Source organism: Parashewanella hymeniacidonis (genome assembly GCF_016900895.1).
Lineage (GTDB): Bacteria > Pseudomonadota > Gammaproteobacteria > Enterobacterales > Shewanellaceae > Parashewanella > Parashewanella hymeniacidonis.
The window spans coordinates 1-2,232 of sequence record NZ_JAFEUN010000239.1 but is presented as its reverse complement, the minus strand read 5'-3'; the positions used below and the strand labels follow the sequence as shown (position 1 = coordinate 2,232).

At 38.7% G+C, this 2,232-nt stretch carries 3 protein-coding genes; 2 read left to right on the top strand and 1 reads right to left on the bottom strand.

The window, feature by feature from the left end; translation table 11 throughout:
* Positions 1-152 precede the first annotated feature (152 nt).
* Positions 153-290, top strand: a complete 138-nt coding sequence (locus tag JQC92_RS21985) for a hypothetical protein (RefSeq protein WP_205001664.1) — start codon at positions 153-155, stop codon at positions 288-290.
* Between the two features lie 298 nt (positions 291-588).
* Positions 589-1,941: a DEAD/DEAH box helicase gene (locus tag JQC92_RS21980; protein WP_205001663.1), complete on the top strand. Its 1,353-nt coding sequence runs from the start codon at positions 589-591 to the stop codon at positions 1,939-1,941.
* 76 nt (positions 1,942-2,017) lie between these two features.
* Here JQC92_RS21980 and JQC92_RS21975 read toward each other — a convergent pair.
* The coding region (locus JQC92_RS21975) for a hypothetical protein (protein WP_205001662.1) at positions 2,018-2,232 on the bottom strand (215 nt) is incomplete at its 5' end.

Genomic DNA, 2,232 nt, shown 5'->3' with positions numbered 1-2,232 from the left:
GAGGCGGATACCATCAAGGCTACAAGACAGATTTCTTGATAAATAAGCCGAATATATGACAGCAATGAACCCTGTTTTTTCAAAAACTAATGCCTTGTAAATAGGGGAGAGTCCATATATGGGCATATAATGGCGGGAAAGATACTTTCTATATGCTTCCAAGAGAAGATGGGATTATTTTAAATGGAACTGCCCAAGGTGGCGTTTGGTCTCTGGAATCAGGCGAAAAGGAAATGAATCGTATTTTTAAACAACACCAGATGATTGCTGATTATTTAAAAACATCTTGATGATTTCATTCAGTCGTTGATGATTTTAAAGCGTTGCCAGATTAGTAACTAGAATTTAGTGTATGTGCGTCTGTCTGAGCAACACGGTCACTCGCTCAGTGATTAGAGCTATCTCCTTTACACCATATACTTTCTAATTTTCGTACTTTTAATTACAGTCACTCTCTCAAGCTAGCTCTTTGCAGTTATATAATTTTAAGTATTTTGTAGTATTAATGGCACAAGTGCTGAACTTAATGTACTCTAGCGCACCTTCTCTAGATCCCTGCCTGTTAGTGGCTGTTCGTAGGTTTATTTTATGAGCTTTAAAAATCTTGGTTTATCTGATCCAATCCTCAGTACCGTTTCAAAAAAAGGATATGAAAAACCATCTCCAATTCAAGAGCAAGCTATACCAGCAGTACTCGCAGGAAAAGATGTGTTAGCTGCGGCACAAACAGGTACTGGCAAGACGGCAGGTTTCACGCTTCCACTTCTAGATAGATTAGACAATGGTAATAGAGTGCAGCCAAATCAAGTTCGTGCGCTCGTTTTAACCCCAACTCGTGAGTTAGCGGCACAAGTTCATGAAAGTGTTGAAGCATATGGGAGAAACTTAAGGTTACGATCTACAGTTGTCTTTGGTGGTGTAAAAATAAACCCTCAAATGATGAAGCTGAGAAGAGGTGTAGATATTTTAGTTGCTACCCCAGGCCGACTGCTCGATTTATACCATCAAAAGGCGCTTAACTTTAAACAGTTAGAAGTATTGGTATTAGATGAAGCTGACCGTATGCTTGATATGGGCTTTATTCATGACATCAGACGAATCCTCGCTCTGCTACCTAAACAACGACAGAATTTAATGTTCTCTGCCACATTTTCAGATGACATTCGCGCTCTAGCAAAAACCATTGTTCATAATCCAGTTGAAATATCGGTTACACCGCCTAACTCGACCGTTAAACGTATCGAACAATGGCTTCATGTTGTTGATAAAAGTCGTAAAATGCGCATTATCATCAAACTGATTAAGCAACATAACTGGCAACAAGTACTGATCTTCAGTCGTACTAAACATGGTGCAAATAGAATTACTCGTAACTTAATTGAATCGGGTATAAAAGCAGCCGCCATTCACGGTAACAAAAGCCAAGGTGCAAGAACAAAAGCGCTATCAGAATTTAAGTCTGGACAAGTCAAAGTACTTGTTGCGACAGACATTGCAGCACGAGGCCTAGACATAGATCAACTGCCGCAAGTCGTTAATTTCGACTTACCAACAGTTGCAGAGGATTACGTTCATCGTATTGGTCGTACAGGTCGAGCTGGCGCAATAGGTTGTGCTGTATCACTCGTTTCGTCAGAAGAAGCTAAGCAATTAAAAGACATTGAAAACCTAATACAAGAACTTATACCTCGTAAAGTAATTGAAGGTTACGAGGCAACTCACAATGTACCAGAAACTAATTTGGTTAAGCCAAAACCAAAGAAACCTAAAAAGCCCAAAGCGAATAAAGTAAGTTCAGAGCCTCAGAAAAGTCAGGCTCAAAACGGTGACAAGTCACAAAAACAAAAAAGTAACAGAAAACCGAATCAATCTAAGCGTAATTCAAGCCAAAACAATAACAATCGCAAAAACTCGGCACCCAAAAAAAGAGTTAGAGACTAGGGGCGATCCTTCTATATGTAGCTTTGTATCAAAGCTCAATAATAAAGCCCAGTGATTCACTGGGCTTTAAACATTTTTATCGTTTTAAAACTGTACTCCTGTATTCAGTCATTGAAAGCAGCGTGAAACTTCCACTACCTAAATTAGCTTTTACTGTTTCGTCCCCATCTGTCGGTATACAATAAAGTTTAGAACTAAACAATAAAGTTTGAAACTGTGACATTAAAGTTGAAAACTTTTTAAATCCGGTTAAACTGTTCAAAAGTTGACCGGATTTTTTATGACAAAATC

Bases quoted from the DNA above. Each gene is read 5' to 3' on its own strand.
- JQC92_RS21985 (WP_205001664.1), top strand. From the start codon at position 153: ATGCTTCCAAGAGAAGATGGGATTATTTTAAATGGAACTGCCCAAGGT.
- JQC92_RS21980 (WP_205001663.1), top strand. From the start codon at position 589: ATGAGCTTTAAAAATCTTGGTTTATCTGATCCAATCCTCAGTACCGTT.